23 protein-coding genes and 2 pseudogenes are annotated in these 20,532 nt (G+C 71.6%); 10 read left to right on the top strand and 15 right to left on the bottom strand.

Annotated elements, in window-relative coordinates:
• Positions 1-361: 361 nt before the first annotated feature.
• The 4 genes from ACFVU9_RS35775 to ACFVU9_RS35790 all read right to left on the bottom strand — a co-directional run bounded on the left by ACFVU9_RS35775 (position 362) and on the right by ACFVU9_RS35790 (position 3,518).
• Entirely contained in the window at positions 362-1,372 is a 1,011-nt protein-coding gene (locus ACFVU9_RS35775) for a hypothetical protein (protein ID WP_387600760.1), read from the bottom strand.
• Positions 1,369-1,968 carry a SigE family RNA polymerase sigma factor gene (locus tag ACFVU9_RS35780; protein ID WP_387600763.1) on the bottom strand — a complete coding sequence of 200 codons (600 nt, stop codon included), beginning with the start codon at positions 1,966-1,968 and terminating at the stop codon, positions 1,369-1,371. Before ACFVU9_RS35780 ends, ACFVU9_RS35775 begins: the two co-directional genes overlap by 4 nt.
• A gap of 189 nt (positions 1,969-2,157) precedes the next feature.
• A complete protein-coding gene (locus ACFVU9_RS35785; protein ID WP_387600821.1) occupies positions 2,158-2,676 on the bottom strand; it encodes a dihydrofolate reductase in 519 nt (172 codons plus the stop codon).
• 44 nt (positions 2,677-2,720) lie between these two features.
• The gene (locus ACFVU9_RS35790; protein WP_380490836.1) at positions 2,721-3,518 is read right to left on the bottom strand and encodes a thymidylate synthase; all 798 of its coding nucleotides are present in this window, start codon (positions 3,516-3,518) and stop codon (positions 2,721-2,723) included.
• 219 nt (positions 3,519-3,737) lie between these two features.
• Here ACFVU9_RS35790 and ACFVU9_RS35795 point away from each other — a divergent pair, with 219 nt between their 5' ends.
• Both ACFVU9_RS35795 and ACFVU9_RS35800 read left to right on the top strand, forming a co-directional pair.
• Positions 3,738-5,189, top strand: coding sequence for an amidase (locus tag ACFVU9_RS35795; protein WP_387600766.1), 1,452 nt, complete (start codon positions 3,738-3,740; stop codon positions 5,187-5,189).
• Between the two features lie 137 nt (positions 5,190-5,326).
• The gene (locus ACFVU9_RS35800; RefSeq protein ID WP_387600769.1) at positions 5,327-6,559 is read left to right on the top strand and encodes a serine hydrolase domain-containing protein; all 1,233 of its coding nucleotides are present in this window, start codon (positions 5,327-5,329) and stop codon (positions 6,557-6,559) included.
• Positions 6,560-6,855: 296 nt separating this feature from the next.
• On the opposite strand, the gene ACFVU9_RS35805 is transcribed toward ACFVU9_RS35800, so the two are convergent.
• The 4 genes and pseudogenes from ACFVU9_RS35805 to ACFVU9_RS35820 form a co-directional block, all read right to left on the bottom strand.
• Positions 6,856-7,104 (bottom strand): hypothetical protein, encoded by a 249-nt coding sequence (locus ACFVU9_RS35805; RefSeq protein ID WP_387600772.1) that lies wholly within the window; start codon positions 7,102-7,104, stop codon positions 6,856-6,858.
• A gap of 326 nt (positions 7,105-7,430) precedes the next feature.
• The gene (locus ACFVU9_RS35810; protein WP_387600775.1) at positions 7,431-8,381 is read right to left on the bottom strand and encodes a trypsin-like serine peptidase; all 951 of its coding nucleotides are present in this window, start codon (positions 8,379-8,381) and stop codon (positions 7,431-7,433) included.
• 193 nt (positions 8,382-8,574) lie between these two features.
• The gene (locus ACFVU9_RS35815) at positions 8,575-9,207 is read right to left on the bottom strand and encodes a methyltransferase family protein (protein ID WP_387600777.1); all 633 of its coding nucleotides are present in this window, start codon (positions 9,205-9,207) and stop codon (positions 8,575-8,577) included.
• A 138-nt stretch (positions 9,208-9,345) separates the two neighbouring features.
• Positions 9,346-9,513: pseudogene (locus ACFVU9_RS35820) on the bottom strand (pirin family protein); the annotation flags it as partial.
• Positions 9,514-10,088: 575 nt separating this feature from the next.
• On the opposite strand from ACFVU9_RS35820, the gene ddaH reads away from it, so the two are divergent.
• Positions 10,089-10,928, top strand: coding sequence for a dimethylargininase (gene ddaH / locus ACFVU9_RS35825; RefSeq protein ID WP_387600780.1), 840 nt, complete (start codon positions 10,089-10,091; stop codon positions 10,926-10,928).
• A 540-nt stretch (positions 10,929-11,468) separates the two neighbouring features.
• Here the strand turns inward: ddaH and ACFVU9_RS35830 are convergent.
• A complete protein-coding gene (locus tag ACFVU9_RS35830; RefSeq protein ID WP_387600783.1) occupies positions 11,469-11,636 on the bottom strand; it encodes a hydrophobic protein in 168 nt (55 codons plus the stop codon).
• A gap of 310 nt (positions 11,637-11,946) precedes the next feature.
• Here ACFVU9_RS35830 and ACFVU9_RS35835 point away from each other — a divergent pair, with 310 nt between their 5' ends.
• The 3 genes and pseudogenes from ACFVU9_RS35835 to ACFVU9_RS35845 all read left to right on the top strand — a co-directional run.
• Positions 11,947-12,108 carry a YqaE/Pmp3 family membrane protein gene (locus tag ACFVU9_RS35835; protein ID WP_243436374.1) on the top strand — a complete coding sequence of 54 codons (162 nt, stop codon included), beginning with the start codon at positions 11,947-11,949 and terminating at the stop codon, positions 12,106-12,108.
• Between the two features lie 87 nt (positions 12,109-12,195).
• Positions 12,196-12,753: a hemerythrin domain-containing protein gene (locus ACFVU9_RS35840; RefSeq protein ID WP_387600786.1), complete on the top strand. Its 558-nt coding sequence runs from the start codon at positions 12,196-12,198 to the stop codon at positions 12,751-12,753.
• A 156-nt stretch (positions 12,754-12,909) separates the two neighbouring features.
• Positions 12,910-13,554, top strand: a pseudogene (locus ACFVU9_RS35845) (SDR family oxidoreductase); the annotation flags it as partial.
• A gap of 325 nt (positions 13,555-13,879) precedes the next feature.
• Here the strand turns inward: ACFVU9_RS35845 and ACFVU9_RS35850 are convergent.
• From ACFVU9_RS35850 to ACFVU9_RS35870, 5 genes are all read right to left on the bottom strand, one after another.
• Positions 13,880-14,419, bottom strand: a complete 540-nt coding sequence (locus ACFVU9_RS35850; protein WP_387600789.1) for a DUF6328 family protein — start codon at positions 14,417-14,419, stop codon at positions 13,880-13,882.
• Between the two features lie 15 nt (positions 14,420-14,434).
• Positions 14,435-14,731 carry a hypothetical protein gene (locus ACFVU9_RS35855; protein WP_387600792.1) on the bottom strand — a complete coding sequence of 99 codons (297 nt, stop codon included), beginning with the start codon at positions 14,729-14,731 and terminating at the stop codon, positions 14,435-14,437.
• 159 nt (positions 14,732-14,890) lie between these two features.
• Positions 14,891-15,235 (bottom strand): hypothetical protein, encoded by a 345-nt coding sequence (locus ACFVU9_RS35860; RefSeq protein ID WP_387600795.1) that lies wholly within the window; start codon positions 15,233-15,235, stop codon positions 14,891-14,893.
• 191 nt (positions 15,236-15,426) lie between these two features.
• A complete protein-coding gene (locus tag ACFVU9_RS35865) occupies positions 15,427-16,395 on the bottom strand; it encodes an LLM class F420-dependent oxidoreductase (RefSeq protein WP_387600798.1) in 969 nt (322 codons plus the stop codon).
• Between the two features lie 245 nt (positions 16,396-16,640).
• Complete coding sequence (locus ACFVU9_RS35870; RefSeq protein ID WP_387600801.1) at positions 16,641-16,847, bottom strand: hypothetical protein; 207 nt, start codon at positions 16,845-16,847, stop codon at positions 16,641-16,643.
• 432 nt (positions 16,848-17,279) lie between these two features.
• Between ACFVU9_RS35870 and ACFVU9_RS35875 the strand changes: the two genes are divergently transcribed.
• Complete coding sequence (locus ACFVU9_RS35875; RefSeq protein WP_387600804.1) at positions 17,280-17,699, top strand: SsgA family sporulation/cell division regulator; 420 nt, start codon at positions 17,280-17,282, stop codon at positions 17,697-17,699.
• A gap of 193 nt (positions 17,700-17,892) precedes the next feature.
• Here the strand turns inward: ACFVU9_RS35875 and ACFVU9_RS35880 are convergent, their stop codons facing one another.
• Positions 17,893-18,240: a PRC-barrel domain containing protein gene (locus ACFVU9_RS35880; RefSeq protein ID WP_387600807.1), complete on the bottom strand. Its 348-nt coding sequence runs from the start codon at positions 18,238-18,240 to the stop codon at positions 17,893-17,895.
• A 1,080-nt stretch (positions 18,241-19,320) separates the two neighbouring features.
• Here ACFVU9_RS35880 and ACFVU9_RS35885 point away from each other — a divergent pair.
• From ACFVU9_RS35885 to ACFVU9_RS35895, 3 genes are all read left to right on the top strand, one after another.
• Complete coding sequence (locus ACFVU9_RS35885) at positions 19,321-19,989, top strand: hypothetical protein (RefSeq protein WP_387600809.1); 669 nt, start codon at positions 19,321-19,323, stop codon at positions 19,987-19,989.
• On the top strand, positions 19,986-20,237 hold the full coding sequence (locus ACFVU9_RS35890; RefSeq protein ID WP_387600812.1) for a hypothetical protein: 252 nt from the start codon (positions 19,986-19,988) through the stop codon (positions 20,235-20,237). Before ACFVU9_RS35885 ends, ACFVU9_RS35890 begins: the two co-directional genes overlap by 4 nt.
• A partial coding sequence (locus ACFVU9_RS35895; RefSeq protein WP_387600815.1) for a metallophosphoesterase occupies positions 20,234-20,532 on the top strand: 299 nt, incomplete at its 3' end. The genes ACFVU9_RS35890 and ACFVU9_RS35895, both read left to right, overlap by 4 nt.

Consider the following 20,532-nt stretch of genomic DNA (forward strand, 5'->3'; position numbering starts at 1 on the left):
CGGAGAAGGGTGAGGGCCGGGACTGCTCCCGGCCCTCATCCCTGTGCCTGTCGGCAACCCGAACGGCGCCGTCGTGCACCGTCCGGAGACGCGGGAGTGGGTGAACGGCCCGCTTGAGGAGGTCCGGGCGCCCGCACACGTCCCGCGCCCCAGGACCGTGCACGACGGCGCCGGGAAGCGGGGGCCGGCCCGTCCCAGGTGGGAACGTCCCGGCCCTTCTGCATCCGATTCAACCGGAACTCCACTGTGCGGACCACTGGAGTGCAACACCACGCGGCCGTCCACGTGTTGGACGATCGGACAGGACCGCGCAGTGCGGCGCGGGGCGGGGTCGGGGTCGGCCGAGCTGTGCGGCGACCCGTCAGAGGTCCTTCTGGTAGCCCTTGTCGTCGTCGGAGTCGTAGACCAGCTTCCCGGTGCCGTCGTAGCCCTTGATGTGCGGGGTCCGGGTCACGGGGCCGGTGAGGAGACCGGTGGCGGCGAACCAGCCGTGGTCGAGCGCCGCGTCCACGGCCGGTCCGTCTCCGTACGAGACGCTCACCCGGGCGACCGAGGGGGCGAACGTGCCGATGCTGCCCCAGCGGTACGGCAGCTTCCAGGCGTGGCCGTCGAGCATGGCCTGCCGGTACAGCTTGCCCCCGTTGATGTCCGGGTTCACCAGGTCCTCCGGGCCGCCCGCGCGCGGGTCGGCGCTGCCGGACTGGAGACCGGAGGTCTTGCCGTCGGTCTGGTGGCAGATGAGCCGGGTCGGGTGTGCGCCCTGGCTGACGCCGACGACCGAGATGCCGTCGCCCGGGGAGTTGTCGTCCCCGGTGCTCTTCACGGCGAGCAGGATGCGGTAGTCGGCGAGGGTCCCGTCGTCGTGGACGGGCCGGTTCGGGTGTGCGCCCTGCGTGCCCTGCGTGCCCTGCGTGCCCTGCGCGGCCGACGGCGGCGGGCTCTGCCACCGGGCCTGCATCTCCTTGTCGTAGTCCAGGCACTGACCGAGCGCGGTGGCGGCCTGCTCGAAGGTGATGCCGTCGGCCAGCTGCGCGGCCGTCGCCGGAGGCTGCGGCCCGGCCGGCGTGGGCGTGGCGCTGGCCGTGGGCGTGGCGCTGGGCGTCGAGCCGGGGGAGGGGGCGGCCGCGCCGTCCGCCGTCGCGGCGAGCCCCGTGGCCGGGCGGGTGTCCGAGTGGCCGCGGGCCGTGAGGAGCGTCGCGCCCGACAGCACGGCCAGGACGACCACCCCGGCCGAGAGTGCGGCGGTCCGGCGTCGGAGGGCCGCGCGGCCCTGGCGCCGGATGGCCTCGTAGGGCGCCTCGCCCGGCGTCCGGTCCGCGACCGTGGCGACGAGCTGCTCGCGGAGCGCCGCCTCGAAATCCGGTTGGGTCATCGTCGTCCTCCAGCCGTGGTGGTGATGCGAGCGTCGAGTCCGGACGGCGTCCGGCCTGGTGCGGAACGGCCGCGAGGCACCCCGGGGCCCGGGTCGGCGGGTACGACGGCCAGCCCCGGGTGAGCCCGCAGTTTGGCCAGTCCCTTGGCGGCCTGGCTCTTGACCGTGCCGAGCGAGCAGCCCATCGCCTGGGCGACCTCCGCCTCGGTCCGGTCGTCCCAGTAGCGCAGCACCACGACGGCACGCTGCCGCGTCGGCAGCGTGGCCAGGGCGTCCAGCAAGGTCCGCCGCTGGTCGACCTGGCCCGCGGTGTCGCCCGGCGCGGCGACCTCCGGCAGCGCCTCGGTGAGCCGCTCGGCGACCCGCCGCTTGCGGAACCGGTCGCTGTTGCAGGACACCAGCATCCGGCGCACGTAGGCGTCCGGGCTGTCGGCCCGGCTGACCCGCCGCCAGGACCGGTAGGCCTTGGCCAGCGCGGTCTGCGTCAGGTCCTCGGCGTGGTGCCAGTCGCCGGTGAGCAGGTAGGCGGTTCGGACCAGGTGTGCCCACCTGGTCCGGGTGAAGGCCTGGAAGTCGGCCTCTTCTTCTGTGTGCATCAGCACCCCCTCAGCCCTCCAGACCGCACTCCCGACGCGCCGGGTTGCCCGGCCCCGCCACATTTCGCGGTCGTCCACGTTTTCGGGCGTTCGAGGGCCGGGTGTTTGAGGGCCGGGCGTTCGAGGGCCATGCGCCCGCGCGGAACGGGCGCGCCCTCAACGACCGGGGAAGCGGCTCAGGGGCGCGGGTCAGGCCGGGGTGTCGCAGCGCGTGTACGTGCGGATGCGGTAGCGCAGGCCGGACACCGAGACCTGCGGGCCGTGGTCCTCGGCGACGGTCCAGGCGGGGCCGATGGCCGGGGCATGGGTGTCGCCGTCGACCGACAGGTCGATCTCGGTCACGGACAGGGCGTCGGCGCGGTCGATGGCCGCGCGGTAGAGCTGCCCACCGCCGATCACCCAGGTCTCGGCGACGGCGTCGGCCCGGGGTCTCGCGGCCGCGAGGTGGAGGGCCTCGTCGAGGGAGCCGGCGCGGTCCGCGCCGTCCGCGGCCCACTGCGGGTTGCGGGTGACCACGATGTTGCGGCGGCCCGGAAGCGGGCGGAAGCGTGCCGGGAGCGACTCCCAGGTGCGGCGGCCCATCACCACGGGGTGTCCGAGGGTGGTCGCCTTGAAGTGCCCCAGGTCCTCGGGCAGGTGCCACGGCATCGTGCCGTCCGCGCCGATCACACCGTCCGGGGTCTGGGCCCAGATCAGTCCGATCCTCAGGCCGCTGCTCGTACCGCTGCTCGTACCGCTGCTCGTGTCGCCGCTCATACCGCGACTGGTGCCTTGATGGCCGGGTGGTGCTGGTAGCCGACCACCTCCACGTCCGCGTAGGCGTAGTCGAAGAGCGAGTCGGCCTGCCGCAGGCGCAGCTCGGGGAAGTCGAACGGCGTGCGCGCGAGCTGTTCCGTCACCTGCTCCACGTGGTTGTCGTAGATGTGGCAGTCACCGCCGGTCCAGATGAAGTCGCCCGGCGCGAGGCCGACCTGCTGCGCGACCATGTGGGTCAGCAGGGCGTAGCTGGCGATGTTGAACGGGACGCCGAGGAAGAGGTCGGCGCTGCGCTGGTAGAGCTGGCAGGAGAGCCTGCCGTCGGCGACGTGGAACTGGAACAGGGCGTGGCACGGGGCGAGCGCCATCGCGTCCAGTTCGGCGACGTTCCACGCGGAGACGATCATCCGGCGGGAGTCGGGATCGGTGCGCAGGGTGTCGAGGACCTGGCCGATCTGGTCGATGTGCCGGCCGTCGGGGCCGGGCCAGCTGCGCCACTGGACGCCGTAGACGGGGCCGAGGTCGCCGTCGGGGCCGGCCCATTCGTCCCAGATGGTGACGCCGTTCTCGCGGAGCCAGCCGACGTTGGAGTCGCCGCGCAGGAACCACAGGAGCTCGTACACCACGGACTTCAGGTGCACCTTCTTGGTGGTGATCAGCGGGAACCCCTGCGAGAGGTCGTAGCGCAGTTGGTGTCCGAAGACGCTCCGGGTGCCGGTGCCCGTCCGGTCGGCCTTGGCCGTCCCGGTGGTGAGCACGTGCTTCAACAGGTCTTCGTACTGGGTGTCCGCCACGAGCGGTAAGTGTACGTGTCCGTCCTGGTCGGCGGGACCGACCCGGAGGACGGGTCGCTCCCTCCGACGCAGCCGCGTGTGATCACGTTCCCGGGCATCGGGGCGGCCCAGGCCACCCCGGTCCGGGTACGGCGACCGGTGACGATGGTGCGGCTGCCCGAACCCGTTGCGCGAAAAGGGATTTCGTGGCTCCTCCGGGCCCTCTGTACGGTCCGATCCATGGACTGGAACTTCGAATCGGCCGAGAACCTCGCGGCCGCCCTGCGCTCCGGCGACGTGACCTCGCTGGAACTGACGGACGCGGCGATCGCCCGCATCGAGCGCGAGGACGGCGCGGTCAACGCGATCTGCGTACCGGACTTCGACCGGGCGCGCGCGGCCGCCCGCAGCGCCGACGAGGCGCTCGCCCGGGGCGAGGACCGGCCGCTGCTCGGCATCCCGGTGACGGTCAAGGAGTCCTACGACGTCGCCGGACTCCCCACGACCTGGGGCCTCCCGCAGCACCGCGACCACCTGCCGGCCGAGGACGCGGTGCAGGTCGCGCGGCTCCGGGCGGCGGGCGCGGTCGTGCTCGGCAAGACCAACGTGCCCGTCGGGCTGCAGGACATCCAGAGCTTCAACGGCATCTACGGCACCACCGGCAACCCCTGGGACCACACCCGTACGTCGGGCGGCTCCTCCGGCGGGTCGGCGGCGGCCCTGGCCTCCGGGTTCGGCGCGCTGTCCATCGGCTCCGACATCGCCGGCTCGCTGCGCACCCCCGCGCACTTCTGCGGCATCTACGCCCACAAGCCGACGCTCGGGCTGGCGGCGGCCCGCGGCATGGCCCTGCCGTCGGCGCCGGTCCTGCCGGCCGAGCTGGACCTCGCCGTCGTCGGCCCGATGGCGCGCACGGCCCGCGACCTGACGCTCCTGCTTGACGTGATGGCCGGGCCGGATCCGCTGACCTTCGGTGTGGCGTACGACCTGGCGCTGCCGCCCGCGCGCCACGAGCGGCTCGCCGACTTCCGGGTCCTGGTCCTCGACGAGCACCCGTACATCGCGACCGGTGCCGCCGTGCGGGCGGGAATCGACCGGGTGGCCGCCGCGCTCCTCGAAGGCGGCGCCCGCGTCGACCGGCACAGCCCGCTGCTGCCCGATCCGGCGGAGGCCGCCAGGCTCTACACCCAGCTCCTGATCTCGGGCGCCACCGCACACTTCCCCGTCGAGGCGTACGAGGAACTGCAGTCCCTCGCCGCCGCGTTGAGCCCCGACGACCAGAGCCTCGACGCGGTGCGGCTACGCGCCATGGTGTTCACCCACCGCGACTGGATCGTGGCGAACAACCACCGCGAGCTCCACCGCCACGCCTGGCGTCAGTTCTTCGCCGAGTACGACGCCGTGGTGTGCCCGATCACCCCGACCCCGGCGTTCCCGCACGACCACACCCCCGACCTGAGGGCGCGCAGCCTCGACATCGACGGCGTCGCACACCCGTACATGGACCAGCTGGTCTGGGCCGGCATGGCCACGATGCCCGGCCTCCCCGCCACCGCCATACCCGCGGGCCGTTCCCCCGAGGGCCTCCCGGTGGGTGTGCAGATCATCGGCCCGATGTTCGAGGACCGGACCCCGCTGAAGCTGGCCGAGCTCCTGGAAGAGAGGATCGGCGGCTTCACCGCACCGAGGTAGCGCACGCTCCGGCGGCCGCGCGCGCGGCCCGGCGCCGGCCTTCACAGCTTGGTGAAGGCCAGCGCCTCATGCGCCATCGGAGTGGTTGTCGTGGTGTCCTGTGCGGTTTGCAGTGAGTGGCGCGGCCATGGTGAAGCATGACTCGTAAGAGAACCGCACTGCTGTGCGCCGCCGCCTTGCTGGTGTCCTCCGTCCCTCTCATCGCGGGCGCGGCCGGACCCGCCGACGCCGCCGACGCCGCCGACTCCGCCAGGCACCGGGGGTCCGAGTGCGTGGCCTCCCCGGAGTCGGTCGACGGCCAGGGCCGCGCCATCCGCGACGTCGTCGAGAATGCGCGGCGCGATCTGAACCTGCGGGCGGTCATCGCCCGGGTGACCCAGCACGGGCGCGACCTGTGGACCGGCGCGGTCGGTCCGTCGATGACCGAGGTACCGGCCCGCCCGGACATGCGCTTCCGTGCGGGCTCGGTCGGCATCGCGTTCATGGGCACGATCCTGTTGCAGCTCGTCGACGAGAAGCAGGTCAGCCTCGACGATCCCATCTCACGCTGGCTTCCCGAGATCCCCCACGCGGACGAGATCACCCTGCGCGAGCTCGGCGACACCACCAGCGGCTTCCGGGACTACGTGACCGACCAGGGCTTCCTCACGGACCTGGAGGCCCATCCGTTCAAGCAGTGGACGCCCCAGGACGTCTTCCACTACGCGGACCTCGACGTCCAGCTCTACAAGCCGGGAACCAACTTCAGCTACTCGCACGCCAACTTCCAGCTGCTCGGCCTCGCGCTGGAGCGGATCACCCACACCCGGCTGGACCACCTCCTGGAGCAGCGCATCTACCGCCCCTTGGGCCTGCACGCGACATCGAACAGCTACACCCCCGACCTCCCCACCCCCGTGCTGCACGCCTTCACGCACGAACGCGGCACGTACGAGGAGTCGACGTTCTGGAACCCCTCCTGGACCACGGCGCCGGGCGCGGTCATCAACATGAACATCTGTGACCTCGCCCGGGCGGGCGTAGGGATCGGTTCGGGGCAGACGCTCTCGCGCGACGGCTACCAGACCCTGCTCGACCCGGGCACCGTCGGGCTGGGCCAGGCGACGCCGACCTGCCCGAAGGACGTCTGCATGCCGCAGACCCAGGACATCCACTTCGGGATGTCCGCCCTCATCGTGCACGGCTGGGTCGTGCAGAACCCCTCCCTGTCCGGCTACGCCGCGATCATGGCGTACCTGCCGTCCGAGGACCTGTCGATCGCGGTCTCCGCCACGTATTCGCCGACCACCGACCAGCAGGTGCAGAACCTGACCACCACCATCGCGGAGGAGCTCTCCCGCCTGCTGGTGCCGGACCAGCCCCTGGGCTGAGCCCGGTCGCCGACGGGAACGTGAAGGGAACGAGCACGAGTCCGGCGGACCGGCCGCCGGGCCATCTTCCGGGGCTTGGAAACCTGGACTCGCACAAGGTGGCCTGGCGGCCCGGCAGCGGCCCGGTGCCCAGGTTGTGGCACCTGGCCGCCGTGGCCCGGGCGATCAACCGCGCGTCACCGGCCAGGGCACCGCGAACGGCACGCCCGTAGAACTGTGGGACTGCAAACGGCGGGGACAACCAAGCGGTGGACCCTGCCGTAGTCCGCAGGTGTGGTTGGCTCTGATTTCCTGTTCTACGCGAGGGTCTCACTGACCGCGCTCAGCCCGATGACGTACCACCACTCGCCGCCGAACCAGTCCGGCGGCGGGCGGCCGTCGGTCGGGGCATCCATCAGCGGGATCCGGAGGTCAACGCTCAGAACCCGCCAGAGTCCGGAGGGCAGCACGGTCAGCGAGATCGCGTAGGCGACCCGCACCGCCCAACGGGGCACTCCCGTCGCTGTCCGGCCGTGCAGCCGTGCCAGAAATGAGCCGGCGGTCATGGGGGTCCTCCTGGTCCGGACGCCCGGTCGGCGTGGACGGAACGACACGGTGCCGGACTGGCTGTTGCCGACCAGGACGACGTCCCGCAGGCCGTCCGGCCCTGGCCGCCGGCGGCGTGTGCCGCTGCGGGGCAGGCCAGCGCCGGCAACACCATCGCGGCGCCCGCGGCGCGTGCTCTCAACCGCCTTGCAGTCATGGCTCGTTCCCCTTCGTCGCCGTCCGGAGTGCGACAAGTGTGATCCGACCCGGACGGTCGGGCGATGGCCGCGACCGCCAACGTCGCGCCGCCGCACTGGCTCGGGGAGACAACCGGCCCGCCGAAACGTCAGGCGGCAGGGCCCGCGGGCGGTGCGCCGGTGACCGCGGCGCGGTACAGGGCGAGGGTGGCGCTGCCGAAGTAGGCGCTGTAGGACACCTGGGGTGTGTTGCCACCGGTGTGGTAGCCGCCGATGACCCCGACCACCGCCCAGCCGCCCGGCCACGGCACCAGCATGGGCCCGCCGCTGGTCCCGCCCGTGAAGCCGTCGCACGCGATGCGCGGGAAGGTCCCGGGGTCCGCCGGGTCGTCACTGGCCCATTCGGTGGTCCAGCTCCAACACCCCAGCGGCTTCTCCGCGCCGGCCGGATACCCGATCATCCGTACCGGTGCGTGGAAGTACCCGGTGTCGGTCAGCAGTTGGACGCCGCCCGTGACCTCCTCCAGGCGCTCGCCGTCCTGGTTCGGCGCGGTGACCGCGAAGCCGAAGTCGTACGCGGCGCCCGCGTGGACACCGAGGTCGTAGTACTCCCGCGCGACGTACACGCCGTCCTCCGCGACCGGGAAGATTCCGAACGGCTTCAGCCCGTCGTGGTACTGCGGCACGAACCCCAGTCGGCGCGCCGGTGAGGTGCCGGAGTAGCCCTTGAGGCAGTGTCCGGCCCCGAGCACGAGATCGCGGCCGGGGCTGCGGACCACCGAGCCGCTGCACGTGCGGCCGGTGCCGTTGGCGTCGGTCCAGAAGAACGCGCCCACCTGTGTGATGCCGTCGAAGCTCCGGCTCGGCGGAATGTACTCGCCGGGTTGCGGCCCGTCCGCCGAAAGCTGTGTCTCCCCTTCGGCGTCGGCGGGCAGCGCGGCAGCCATCCGGGCGGCGGTCCAGTACGCCCCGAGCTCGGCCGCCGCCGGATCGCGGGCGGGCAGCGCTCCGGCGAACGCGGCCTGAGCGGCGAGCCCGACGCCCAGTGCCAGGGCGGCCGCGAACGCGGTGGCGCGCCGGACGATCAATACCTGACGCATCGTCAATCTCCATCCATCGAGGCGGATTGGCATGCCCATCATCGAGGATGAGGAGGAAATCACGAAGAGGAATCACCAACGGGTCACCATGCCGTGCGACGCTTTGCCCGGTCGCCCGCTTGCATCCGTCCCTACCGTCCGCGAACCCGTCTCGCACGTGTTCCGGGTGGGCCGAGCCGAGTGCCTCCGGGTGTCAAGGCAGTCGGGTGCCGGGTGGACCCGAGCGTGGCCGTCGGCGCGGGATCAGCGCCGGGACGCGGCTGCGGTAGGCCGCGTGGTCCGTGCCGAACTGTTCGGCCATCATGCCGTCTTCGGCACGGACTCTCAGCAGCAGCCAGGGGACGGCGGCGAGGAGGTAGGCGATCCAGACGCCGAAGCCGATGGCCAGGTTGCCTCCGGCGAGCAGGCCGAGCAGGCCGGTGTAGATGGGGTGGCGGACCATGCGGTAGGGGCCGTCGGTGCGCAGCTCGTGGTGCTCCTGGACGGCGGGAACACTGGCCCACATCGTGCCCAGGACCCAACGGGCCCACAGGAGGAGCGCGGTGGAGGCGACGGCCAGCAGGGAGCCCACGACGGCGAGTTCCGGTTGCCAGTACCGGAGGTGGTGCCAGAAGCCCCGCGTCCGGTCGAGCAGGGCGAACAGCGCGTAGACGGCGGCGGCCAGGAGGACGCGGCGGAGCATCGAGCGGCGCAGTCCGTGCAGCCAGCCGCGGATGCCGGAACCGCTCGCCACGGCGAAGTAGAGGACGCCCGCGATCCAGGCGACGAAGAAGACCGCGACGCACGTGTCGGTGAGCCAGGTGGTTACCGAGCGTAGGGAATCCATGGGGCAAGGTTGCTCCGGCGGCGAAGTCACCCGCCACCACCCGCAGGTGGACGAACGGGGCCGCCATTTGTCCACCCACAGGTGGAGGAACCGGGGAGGGGGGTCTCGCCGACCTTCCCCGCCCGGCGAAACAGCAGGTCAGCGCACGCGTCCGCGTGGCTTCAGGGGGATCGCGGGGAGTTCGGGGGCGGGCAGGCGGTCGCCGGGGTAGCCGGTGACGGCGCCGAAGCGGTCGGATCCGCGCTGCCACTCCTCGCGGGCCTCGGCGATGTCCTCGGTCGAGCGCCCGATGAAGTTCCACCACATACCACGTGGATGCCGCAGAGCGTCGTCGGCAGCGGGGCCTCCGGTATCTCAGGATCGCTTGCGGCGGCGTGGACCGACGGGACGAAGACGGGATCCGCTTCATCAGGATCGAATCCCTCAAGAACCTCCAACAGCACGAGTACACCCATACCTCGACGGTGTCTCACCTCCTGGATTGCGCATGCAGAGAACCCTCCGCATGGGTTCGCCGAGCACGGTTCAGTCCCGGGCTCCGCAGCCGACGTGGTGTCGGCTGCATTGGGAACGCCGAGGGCGGGAGATCCACGATGGTGACTCCGCCGTGGCAATCAGTGCCCACCACACCAGTGTCGGCCACCTTGGGGAGCGAAGCAGCGGTGCGCTCCGCAAGTTGGGCAGCTCTGTTTCCCGCTTTCGCCTCAGGGCACACGCCCTGCGGGACAGGCCCGCCGCGCAGCGGCACTTCCAGAGCAGGCACCCGCCTCTGCTTCGGCCGGTGAGCCAGGGTGAGCTGGATCAACGCCGTGATCACGATTCTGTCCCCCCAGCTCGTCACCGACCTGGCAGCCTCGCCCCTGACCCCGGAGGAGGGTTCGATGAGTACCGCCGTTTCCCGCCGCAGAGCAGCGTTTCGACGCTACCTGGTGTGCCCTCCGACCTACTTTGCAGTCGACTACGCGATCAACCCGTGGATGGACCCGACCCGGCCGGTGGATGCAGGCGCCGCCCTGCGGCAGTGGCGCGCGTTGCGCGACACGCTGCGCGAGCTGGGCCACCGGGTGGAGGCCATCGAGCCCCGGCCACGGCTGCCCGACATGGTGTTCGCCGCCAACGGGGCCTCGATGGTGGACGGGCGGGTCCTGATCGCCCGGTTCCGTCATCCCCAGCGGGCGCCGGAGGCGGTAGCTCACCGGACGTGGTTCCGCCAGGCGGGGTACCGGCCCACGGTCGCTCGGCTGTCGAACGAGGGGCAGGGAGACTTCCTGCCGGTCGGCGGCCGGGTCCTGGCTGGCTCGGGTCTGCGGACCAGCGAGGCCGCTCACCGCGAGGCGGAGACGGCCTTCGGTCGACCGGTCATCAGCCTCGCTCTGACCGACCCGCGCTTCTACCACCTGGACACGGCACTAGCCGTCCTGAGCGACGACCAGATCATGTACTACCCGGCGGCCTTCACCCCCGAAAGCAACCGCACCCTGCACGCGCTCTTCCCTCGGGCGATCCTGGCCACCGACGAGGACGCCTCCGTGCTCGGCCTCAACGCGATCAGCGACGGCCGCCATGTCCTGCTGACCGCCGCCGCCCCTGACCTCGCGGCGCAGCTGCACGCGGACGGCTTCGTCCCCATCGGGGTGCGTCTGCCCGAGCTGCTGAAAGCGGGCGGCGGGCCGAAGTGCTGCGTCCTGGAGCTGCACTCCGCTCACCAGGAGCGGACATGACTGCGTCGAGCCGTACTGCCGCAGGGCGGGCCTCCGAGAGTACGGCGCCGGCTCTGCCCGGCCCGCGTGGACCGATCAGCGCCGGGCTCTTCGCCGCGCTGCGTACCGCTGCGGGCCCGACCGCGAAGCTCGCGCAAACCGCTGTGGGCTTGCTCGAACCCGCAGGCATGATTCCTCCTCTGTGGGGTGCCGGATCGTGTACCCCGAACGTAGGGCGCGACGCGTTCGCAGGCCTCTCGGATGCGGCGGACGGCCCTGCCGGACTGCTCCACCTGGGCCGGGCGGGCGGTCAATGGATAGGGCACCGCCAGGAGGCGGCGAGCGCGAGATCGGTCACGCCGGCCACGAACACCACGATGCCGATGAACAGCAGGTACAGCATTCCGTGGACGACAACGCCCACCAGTGCCCCAGGACGATGAGGACAATGGTGATCACCGTTAGCGCCAGGAACACGCTCACCTCGGGCACTTCCTTCCGTCGTCTCGGACCGTTGGCTCCTTCGGCTCCGACGGCGGGCCCGGGTGAGGCCTGCCGCTACTACCAGCGGTACCAGCGGCTGCGTCCACCCTCTGCAGCGCCGCGGAAGACGAACCCGAGCAGCCACAGCGCCAAGACCACCAGCGCCACCCACCACAGCACGTGGATGGCGAATCCGAGACCGCCGAGGATCAGTGCGAGCAGTAGGACCAGGACAAGGGCGAGCATGGGAGGCTCCTTTTCGACAGTGTCCGCGCCCCAGGACGTGCCCGGCGATCGAGCGAGGGGCGCCGCGCCCGAGCGTGTACCCGCGTTCCGCGACCCGACGCACTCGGTAACTGCTTTCGTCCTGCTCCGCCGCCGGCGCTCCATCGGCCTCAACCGGGTCTTGTTGGAGCGAGGGGTTTGCCCAGCGTGCGGGCGGGCAGCCGAGGCAGGGATGTCGAGCACCGCAGAGCGGCTGGCATCGCTTGGCGGTGGCCCGGACCAGCCCGAACTGATCCCGGCGACCGGAAATCCCGAGGATCGAGGAGCGATCATGGTGAAGGTACTGCTCGTGTTGCTGTGCCTGGTCCTGCCGTGGCTGGCGGTGCTCATCAAGGACGGCCCGAGCATGAAGGTGCTGTGGGCCTTCCTGCTCCAGCTCTGCGGCCACGTACCCGGTGTCATCTATGGCATCTACCAGGTCGTCCAGGACTGATCACGGTCCCGGAGCCCGACCCCGGTCTGCGGGGACCCCTTCTGGCTGGGCGGGACACACCCGTCCGCAACCTATGTGGAGGCGACAATGGGACACGGCGGAAACGCAATCCACGAACTGATGACCGACCACCGCGAGGTGGAGGAGATGTTCGCCAGGATCCAGGCCATGACCAGCGGCGGCCAGCAGCTGCGCGACGCGGTCGACGAGGTCACCATCGAGCTGGTGCGCCACTCGGTGGCTGAGGAGCAGTACCTCTACCCGGCGGTGCGCGAGCACGTCCAGGGCGGCGACAAGCTCGCGGACAAGGAGATCGCCGACCACGGCCGGGTCGAGGAGATCCTCAAGCAGCTGGAGAACACGAGAACGGACGACCCGCAGATGAGCCCGCTGCTCCAGCGGCTCATGGACGAGGTCGCCGGCCACGTCCAGGACGAGGAGAACAACCTCTTCCCGATGCTGCGCCGAGCCTGTACGCCCGAGCAGCTGAACGACCTCGGAGACAAGATCCGCCGGGCCAAGTCCATGGCCCCGACCCGCCCGCACCCCGCCGCCCCCGACTCCCCGATGGCCAGCAAGCTGCTTGCCCCCGGTGTCGGGCTGGTCGACCGGGCGCGCGACTTCGTCACCGGCCGCGGCAAGTAGTTCTGAGCACGTCGCGGTAGGCGCCTCGACGACTGGGGCCGGCCCGCACACCGGTCCGGCCCCGGTGCCCGCTCGGGCAGGCGTGATGCGGGTCATGCCCCAGACCGCAGGCAGCCATCTACACTGGTCGGTCACGAGCGGGGCAGCGCGGCCCCCCTGCCGGAGGAGCAGGCCGACGCCGACACCACAGCAGCCCTGATCACCCAGGTCGGCCGGCGCGCCCTGCCCGTCGCCGGAGACCTGCGGGACGAGGACTTCTGCACCCGCCTGCCCGACCGGTGCCTCACCGAGCTCGGTGGCGTGGACATCCTCGTCAACAACGCTGCCTACCAGATGTCCCAGCCCGATGGGCTCACCGCGATCACCACCGGCCAGTTCGACCGGGTCATGCGCACCAATCTGCACGGCATGTTCTGGCTCACCAAGGCGGCCCTGCCCCACCTGCGCCCAGGAGCGGCGATCATCAACACCGCCTCGGTGCAGGCGTACAAGCCGAGTCCGCACCTGCTGGACTACGCCATGACGAAGGCGGCGATCGTCGCGTTCACCCAAGGTCTGGCCCAACAGCTCGCACCCGAGGGGATCCGGGTCAACGCGGTGGCACCGGGTCCCGTGTGGACTCCGCTGATCCCCGCGACCATGGACAAGGAGAAGGTCGCGCACTTCGGCGAGCAGTCCCCTCTCGGCCGCCCCGCCCAGCCTGCCGAGATGGCCCCCGCCTTCGTGTTCCTCGCCTCGCCCGAAGCGTCCTACATCACCGGCGAGATCCTCAACGCCACCGGCGGCACCCCCCTGCCCTAGCAGCGTGAAGGTGCTCCTGCAGGATCGCGGGAAGCCTTGGCGCGGTTCGCCCTTCTCCGAAGGGCATGCCCGGATCGGCCTTACCGCCGTCTGCTATTTCACCGGCGAGATCGACCTCAACACCAGGAGGTTGCCGCAGCCGCGATCAAGCGGACCCGCGCGTACCCGCTGCACCGGCCCTGCATCGTCCTGCGCGACGTCACCGTTTGCCCGGTCGCAACGGAACGCAGCGTGCTCGACGGCCGTTCGGCCCCGATCCGGCGGCGCTCAGCACGATGACCGCCGGGCCTCCCGTCCTGGACTGCCTGCCCGAAAGCACGGGCCGTCATCGCGGGGGCCGGCCGCCGCCCGCCTCCCCGTTCTCGCCTGTGGTGGCCTGGCGTGCGGCTGTACGCCGCAGCACGATCTGGGGCAGGACGAGCCAGGTGGTGGTGAACCACGCCAGGACGGAGGCGCTGATGATCCACGCAGCGGCCGGGTTGCCGGTCGCGGTGCGCAGCAGGAGGAGCAGGGCGGCGGCGATGGTCAGGGCGAGGGTGATGAGTCCGGTGGCGATGAGGTGGCCGGCGACGTGGATGAGTTCGGGTTTCATGTCGTGGCCGGCGAGGAGGCGGTGGAAGGCCACGGGGGCTATGAGGGCGCCGGTGGCGAGGGCGCCGAGGACGACGGTGGCGGTGTAGAGGTTCTTGTCGAAGTCGGGCAGGGTGACGAAGCGGGGGGTGAAGGCGACGCCGATGAGGAAGCCGAAGAGGATCTGTGCGCCGGTCTGGCAGACACGCACTTCCTGGAGCATGTCGGTCCACAGGCGGTCGGCCCGCTCCTCAGGTGTCTCGTCCCGGCCCGGCGCGCCCTTATTCGTCGTCAACGGATCCTCCTCCGGTTACGGGCGATTCTTGCTGCGGCGGCTCTGGGCGCGTGCGCAGCGCAGGAGTTCCTCGCCGTAGGGCAGGGCGATGAACGCGGTGACCGCTGCCGTGAATCCGGCCAGATAGCCGGCGGACAACGGGCGGGACTTGGGGTACAGACGCCAGCTGTGGTGGGAGTCGCCGCCGCGCAGGAGGGAACGGACCTGGTCCCAGTGCAGGCAGGCCGTGAAGGCCACGGCGGTGAGCGGGAGGACTTCGAGGAAGCTGTGGATGTGCTGCTCGATCGGTCCGCGACGGCCGGGGCGAACCACAGCGGCAGGACCCCGTAGAGGAGGAAGCGCCGGCTGGCGTCCTCCACGCGGTCGGACCCGAAGGCCACCGGAGGGTCAGGTCGGGAGCGCGGGCTCCTCCACTGGGGTGGTGTGTTCGGGCTGGGCACGATGTCGGCATCTTTCCGGGAGCGATGGCGGTCAGGGACGGTCGTCGTGGTGGCCGCACAGCCACGCCAGCGCCTGGTAGGCGCCCAGGGCGCCCGCGCTGTCCGTACCTGCGGCATGGGCCTCGTGCAGGCGGACCGCGGCGGCCTGGCACTCGGCCAGCAACTGCGCCCGACACGGCCCGGCGGCACCGAGTGCGGCGGCGGCCGTGACCGGTGCCGCGACCTGGGCGCCGGCGGCCCACCGATAGGCCCCCAGGACTGCGTGGTCGAACCCGGTCCACGGCTGCGGGCGACGGTTCGCCGCCTCGATCGCGTCGAACACCTCGTCCAGCGGGCGCACCCCCACGGCCGGGACCGTCGTCTCGTCACTGGTCATGCCCGCAACCTACGTCTGCGGGAGTCAGCCCGCCGCCGGGCGGGCCGGCCCGACGGCGGCCCTGCGGGCCACCGCCTGGTGGCGCGTCGGCGATCGGGTGAACCGAACCCGGCGGGAGGGGCCCCCAAGGCCGCCGACGCTCCTGCCGCGGCCGGTGGCGGAGCAGCACCGCCCGCCGGGTCGGGCGCGGTTCACAACGCTGCTCGCAGGGCGGGCAGCAGGGTGCTCTCGGCCCAGTCGAGGAAGGCCGGCTGGCTGTCACCGCCGACCTGGACGAGGGCGACCTCGCCGAACCCGGCGTCGGCGAACGGCCGGATCGCTTCGACGAAGTCGTCGACCCGGTCACCGCAGGGGATGGCCTCGGCGACGTCGCTGGGGCGGACGAAGCGACTCGCGGCGGCGAAGCCCGCGGTCCCGGGCAGTTCGGCGTTGACCTTCCAGCCTCCGCCGAACCAGCGGAACTGCTCGTGGGCCCGTCGCACGGCGGCGTCCCGATCGGTGTCCCAGCACACCGGCAGCTGGCCCACCGCCGGTTTCCCGGCCCCGCCGTGCTGCGCGAAGCCCGCGACCAGGGCCGGGTCGGGCTCCACGGCGATCACCAGGTCCGCGAGCCGGCCCGCCAGTTCGCAGGAGTCCGGCCCCGAGACGGCGATCCCGATGGGTGGCGGCCGGTCGGGACGGTCCCACAACCGGGCGCCCTCGACGTCGAAGTACCGGCCGTGACGGGTGACGTAGCCACCCGCGAACAGCTCCCGGATGATCTGCACGGCCTCGTCGAGCATCGCCTGGCGCACCGCCACCGCGGGCCAGCCATGGCCGACCACGTGCTCGTTGAGGTTCTCGCCGCTGCCCAGACCGAGCCGGAAACGGCCGTCGGAGAGCAGCTGCACCGTGGCGGCCTTCTGCGCGACCACCACGGGGTGGTAGCGGAAGGTCGGGCAGGTGACGTAGGTCATCAGCGGTATGCGGGAGGTGGCCTGCGCGGCGGCGCCGAGTACCGCCCAGGCGTACGGGGCGTGGCCCTGCTCGTCCAGCCAGGGAAAGGAGTGGTCCGAGATCACCGAGAAATCGAAGCCGGCCCGCTCCGCGCGCACCACGTCCGCGACCAGATCTCGCGGACCGCGCTGCTCGGTCATCATCGTGTATCCGATTCTCACCATGGGCCGCGTCTGCCCCGGACGCGGCATCCTGCACACGAGCGGCGCCTCCGCTTTGGAACGGCTGAGCTGGCGCCGGCGGGCGGCGCCCCGTGTCCGGCCACGGTCAGTCGCTGACCGATGTGGGCGACGGCCTCGCCCGCCTCACCGCCCGCCGGGGAATCGGTGCGGTTGCGAGTCCCGTTCCGAGCAGGTGAGCGCCCCTGCGACTTCGCGGGCATCGCGGCTCCCATGTGAGGAGGGGGCGTTCAGCTTTCCGCTGCGGGTAGGGCGGTTCGCACTACTCGGTCGGCCTCCAGTTCGACGACGACGGCAAGGACCGGGTGCAGCCACCACACCACCGACCGGACCGCATGCGGCTCCCGAAACCGCCCGACGACCTGCGCCCAAAGCTCGGCCCGCTCCCGCTCGGAAAGCTCCCCGGTCACCAGCCGCCGACCGTCGACGAGGGCCACCAGCAACCGCAGTGGCCCACCCGGCCCGCCGACAGCCCCGATCACCCAGCCCCTCACCACAACCAGCCCGAACGCCGTTCCAGCACGGACAGCACAAGCATCAGCGGAATCCCTCCGTACACGAGGTGCGATCAGCTGAGCATGTCAGCAGCCGACGACGAGTGCGATCCACTCGACGGCCGTTCCTGCGCGACCTGCCTGACGAGTGCTCACCGTCACCGGCGGTCGGCGGCCCCCGAGCGTCAGGCCGCCGATGCAGACGCGCGGGCACCTCAAGCCGGGCCGGCCCGCCTTTCGTGCGGCCAACATGCCTTGAAGGAGGGGGAGTTGTGCAGATATCGGGCTTGCCGACTGGCGAGTGGACGCTGGGGTAGGCGCTGCTGGCACGCACCGGCCTGTCCGGCTCGGTGCCCACCAGGAAGGTGATCGGATTTGCAGAAGTCCGCTGTCCGCCCCCTGCCCGTCACGTTTCCCGAAAGCCTGCTGCCCGACGTCCTGGTCGACGCCGAGCTCCGCTTCGACGCCACGCTTCCCTACGCGGCCTGCCTCGTGTTCCCGTCGGCTCCCTTCGGCTGCGCGAACGGGACGGGGCTGTGCTGGTACTTCGGCCGCGACCTGCTGAACGAGGGCCGCCACGTCCCAGTTGGCGACGGAGACGTCAAGGTCAGGCCCGGGTGCGCCGGCGAAGTCCTCATCACCCTGAAGGGCTCGGACGGCCAGGCGGTGGTCAGCGCCCCGCAGGACGCCGTGACCGGCTTCCTCGCGGACTCGTTCACGCTGGTGCCGGCAGGATCGGAGGCCGACCACCTCGATGTCGACACGGTTCTCGCCCGCCTGCGCGCCGCCGACTGATCGCCTCACGCGGTGCCGCCCTGGACGGCGACGCGCACACTGCGCAGGTCGGGGCGGGCGGAGTCGGGGATGAGCATCCCTGCGTCGTGCCCGGCGCGCAGGTAGTCGATGACGTCCTCGTCGAGACGCTCACCGGGCAGCGCGGTGCGGGCCCGAGCCGCCCCCCGTGCGGCCCGGGCCCGTACCTGCCGGTTCAGCGCGGGAGATTGCCGTAGTAGCTGCCGAGCGTGGTCCGGTAGCCGGCGTCGTTCCTGTGGATGTCGGGGTTGTACTCGGGGGCCTCCTTGATCTGGTCCTTGGTGCGGCCCACGTGGATCGTCTCGTTCTCGTGGTCCACGCGGGTGACGGTGCCGGCAGGCAGCATCACGTGCTTGCCTATCAACCACGGCCGGCAGTTGACGACGATGTAGGCGGCGTCGACCTCGTCGGTTGCGTCGTCGACCTTGCCGACGGTTCCGTCGGTGGCCTCGACCTTGTAGCCGTTCAGGTCTGTGCCGGGCGTGTACTGCGAGGAGGCGCTGTAGCCCCAGATGTCCGTCATGACGTGTCCGTTCCTGTCGTTGGTGTGTGAGGGCCGGTCAGTTGTGCTGTCAGCCGTTGGCCCCGTCGGGGTCGTCGAACCAGTGGCCGCCGTGGGCGAGATAGCGGAAGGCAATGCGGCCCCCGGCGGGGGCATTGCCACGGTCACCGCGCGTATGCCGTCCGGCCAGGTGGTGAACGGGTGGATGCCCGCCTGCCAGCTGTTGAAGTCTCCGGACGACACTGGCGTCCCCGTCGGGTGGTACGCGGGCAGGACGAGGCGACGTCGGTGGCGTCGTAGCGGCGGGTGCGCTCAAGCACGATTGTGTGCCCGTGCCCGGCGGAGTCGGTTCCCGGTGAAGCGGCTGCCCTGCTTCGGGGCAGCGAAACACGCCGTGGCGACGGCATGGCTGGGCCATGCACGTGCTGTGTCATGCCGCCGTAGTACGGCAGCATGCGGGACGAGCGCGATGCAGCAGCCCTCGGCGAGGGCGGCACCACGATGGCAGCGGTGGCCCACGGGTACCAGCTCCCTCACCCACACCGCCAAGCCCCTTCGTCTGCTCCGAACGCCGCCGTGGGTGTGCGCCGCCAGGGGCCGACGGCCAGGCTGGCCGGATGGACACCGTTCTTGTTCTGGAACTCGACAAACCGGCCAATATTCGGGTGCTCCAGCCCGACCACACACCGGCAGACCCCGAACATCCGGTGTTCCGGGCCCACACGGCCCCTGCGAAGCCCGCGGGCCACACCGGTGGGCATCACCCGGGCCCCGATTGCCGTCCGGTCGATCGGGGCGCCTGACCGTTCTGGCCGCGCAGCCGCCGGTCGGCCCGTTTCGGTGCGAGCTCGTTCCGGCCGGTGAGCATCACCCGGCAGCCGCGGTTCGCGAGCCCACGGGCTCCGTTGCGCGGCGCTACCGAGGTCCACCGCGACGCCGCCGAACTGCTCGCCCGTCCGCCGTCCGCCGTCTGCCGTCCGCACGGTCGCTGGGAGACATTGGGGATTGCGTGGCATGAGCACGGGCCAGTGGGGTACCCGCCGGGGCACGTTCCGGCCGGACGGCCCGGCCGGGAGGAACGCGACGGCCCGGGGAGGTCCAGTGGACCAGCGAATCGAACGTCTCGGACCGGGCGTGCCGGCGGGCCCGGGGACAGACGACTGGCCGTCCCCGGACCAGGCCGGGGGACTCCCGCCCGACCGGGCTCAGGCGATCCTGGAGGCGGCCAAGCGGATCGGCTCGCTACTGAAGGCCAAGGAGCACCCGTTCGCGCTCGCGGGCGGGGTTGCCGCCTACGCGCACGGCGCGACCGTGCGGCTCCAGCACGATGCCGACTTCTGCATCCGCAGGGAGGACGCCGCCGCCGTGACCCGTACGCTGCGCGAGGCCGGACTCCAGGTGTTCCTGCCGCCGGAGGACTGGCTGATCAAGGCCCGCTGCCTCGGTCAGGACGTCGACCTGATCCTCGAACTCGCCAAACGGCCGGTCACCTCGGAACTGCTGGACCGCGCCGAGGTGCTGCCGGTCGACTCGGTGCACATGCCGGTGCTCGCCGCCACCGACATGGTCGGCAGCCTGCTGGCGGCCTTCTCCGAGCACCACTGTGACTTCGGGGCGGTGCTGGCGGTGGTCCGGCCGCTGCGGGAGAAGGTCGACTGGGGCCGGGTGCGCGCCGAGCGGAGCGGAAAGCCGATGCCGGACGCCTTCCTGTACCTCCTGGAGCGGCTCCAGGTGATCGGGCCCGACGGATCCGAGGAGACGGACCGATGACGACCGACGACACCGAGTACCGGCTCGCCCACCTGTGCGACCGCCTCGCCGACGACGAGGTCGGCGAACTCGGCCTGCGGATCGAACTCCACGGCGCCCGCATCACCGTTCGTGGCACCGTGCCGACCGAGCAGCGTAGAGCGGCCGTCGAACGCATCGTCACCGAGGCCCTGGCGGGCCTGGTGGTGCACACCGACATCGCCCTGGCCGACGGCAGCCCCCCGGTGGGCGAGGAGGACCTCCTGTGATCCGGGTCGCCGCCGTCGGGGACATCCACCTCGGCCCGGACAGCCGCGGCCTGCTGCGCCCGGCCTTCGCCACGCTGGGGGAGCGGGCCGATCTGCTCCTGTTGGCAGGGGACTTGACCCGGCACGGGAGGCCTGAGGAGGCCACGGTCGTGGGGGAGGAGGTGGCCGGCCTGGCGGTCCCGGTGATCGCGGTCCTCGGTAACCACGACTACGACGCCGGCGGCCCCGGGGAAGTCACCCGGATCCTGGCCGCCCACGGCGTCCGGGTGCTGGAGCGCGAGGCGACCGTCGTCCG

This window comes from Kitasatospora sp. NPDC057936 (genome assembly GCF_042887525.1).
GTDB lineage: Bacteria > Actinomycetota > Actinomycetes > Streptomycetales > Streptomycetaceae > Kitasatospora.

Bases quoted from the DNA above. Each gene is read 5' to 3' on its own strand.
- ACFVU9_RS35775 (WP_387600760.1), bottom strand. From the start codon at position 1,372: ATGACCCAACCGGATTTCGAGGCGGCGCTCCGCGAGCAGCTCGTCGCC.
- ACFVU9_RS35780 (WP_387600763.1), bottom strand. From the start codon at position 1,968: ATGCACACAGAAGAAGAGGCCGACTTCCAGGCCTTCACCCGGACCAGG.
- ACFVU9_RS35795 (WP_387600766.1), top strand. From the start codon at position 3,738: ATGGACTGGAACTTCGAATCGGCCGAGAACCTCGCGGCCGCCCTGCGC.
- ACFVU9_RS35800 (WP_387600769.1), top strand. From the start codon at position 5,327: ATGACTCGTAAGAGAACCGCACTGCTGTGCGCCGCCGCCTTGCTGGTG.
- ACFVU9_RS35805 (WP_387600772.1), bottom strand. From the start codon at position 7,104: ATGACCGCCGGCTCATTTCTGGCACGGCTGCACGGCCGGACAGCGACG.
- ACFVU9_RS35810 (WP_387600775.1), bottom strand. From the start codon at position 8,381: ATGCGTCAGGTATTGATCGTCCGGCGCGCCACCGCGTTCGCGGCCGCC.
- ACFVU9_RS35815 (WP_387600777.1), bottom strand. From the start codon at position 9,207: ATGGATTCCCTACGCTCGGTAACCACCTGGCTCACCGACACGTGCGTC.
- ddaH (WP_387600780.1), top strand. From the start codon at position 10,089: ATGAGTACCGCCGTTTCCCGCCGCAGAGCAGCGTTTCGACGCTACCTG.
- ACFVU9_RS35830 (WP_387600783.1), bottom strand. From the start codon at position 11,636: ATGCTCGCCCTTGTCCTGGTCCTACTGCTCGCACTGATCCTCGGCGGT.
- ACFVU9_RS35835 (WP_243436374.1), top strand. From the start codon at position 11,947: ATGGTGAAGGTACTGCTCGTGTTGCTGTGCCTGGTCCTGCCGTGGCTG.
- ACFVU9_RS35840 (WP_387600786.1), top strand. From the start codon at position 12,196: ATGGGACACGGCGGAAACGCAATCCACGAACTGATGACCGACCACCGC.
- ACFVU9_RS35860 (WP_387600795.1), bottom strand. From the start codon at position 15,235: ATGACCAGTGACGAGACGACGGTCCCGGCCGTGGGGGTGCGCCCGCTG.
- ACFVU9_RS35865 (WP_387600798.1), bottom strand. From the start codon at position 16,395: ATGGTGAGAATCGGATACACGATGATGACCGAGCAGCGCGGTCCGCGA.
- ACFVU9_RS35880 (WP_387600807.1), bottom strand. From the start codon at position 18,240: ATGACGGACATCTGGGGCTACAGCGCCTCCTCGCAGTACACGCCCGGC.
- ACFVU9_RS35890 (WP_387600812.1), top strand. From the start codon at position 19,986: ATGACGACCGACGACACCGAGTACCGGCTCGCCCACCTGTGCGACCGC.